The sequence below is a fragment of the Streptomyces bobili genome (assembly GCF_002154575.1).
Lineage (GTDB): Bacteria > Actinomycetota > Actinomycetes > Streptomycetales > Streptomycetaceae > Streptomyces > Streptomyces bobili.
Window position 1 is genome coordinate 1 of sequence record NZ_MUBA01000695.1, and the last position, 538, is coordinate 538.

Consider the following 538-nt stretch of genomic DNA (forward strand, 5'->3'; position numbering starts at 1 on the left):
CCGCGCGGCCGTCTACCGTAAGTGGGGGATCGAGCCGCTGGCCGCCCCGCCGGGTCCGCCGGCGACCAAGCCGGCACTGCCGGGCGCCGGTGCGGGGCAGGTGCCGGTGATCAGCGAGATACCCACCAAGGAGAAGATCGTCTTCCTCACGTTCGACGACGGGGCGGAGAAGGACCCCCGGTTCCTGACGATGATGCGAGAGCTGGGCGTCCCCTTCACCATGTTCCTCACCGACGCCGCCATCCGGTCCGACTACGGCTACTTCAAGCCCCTCCAGGCCCTCGGCAACGGTGTCCAGAACCACACCCTGACCCACCCGAACCTGCGCACCCTGGGGCCCGCCGCCCAAACGCGGGAGATATGCGGCCAGCAGAGCCGGCTGAAGGACCACTACGGCACCGCGCCCAGGCTGTTCCGGCCCCCCTACGGCAACTGGAACGAGGCCACCCGCATCGCCGCCGCGTCCTGCGGCATCGAGGCGATCGTGCTGTGGCGCGAGTCCATGCAGATCAAGAACATGCAGTACCAGCTGCCCGGC

General features: G+C 69.3%; 1 protein-coding gene. It reads left to right on the top strand.

Features of this window, described 5'->3' with window-relative positions; translation table 11 throughout:
• Positions 1–538, top strand: a 538-nt coding sequence (locus BZL64_RS36345; protein WP_158101585.1) for a polysaccharide deacetylase family protein, incomplete at both ends; no start/stop codon positions are given.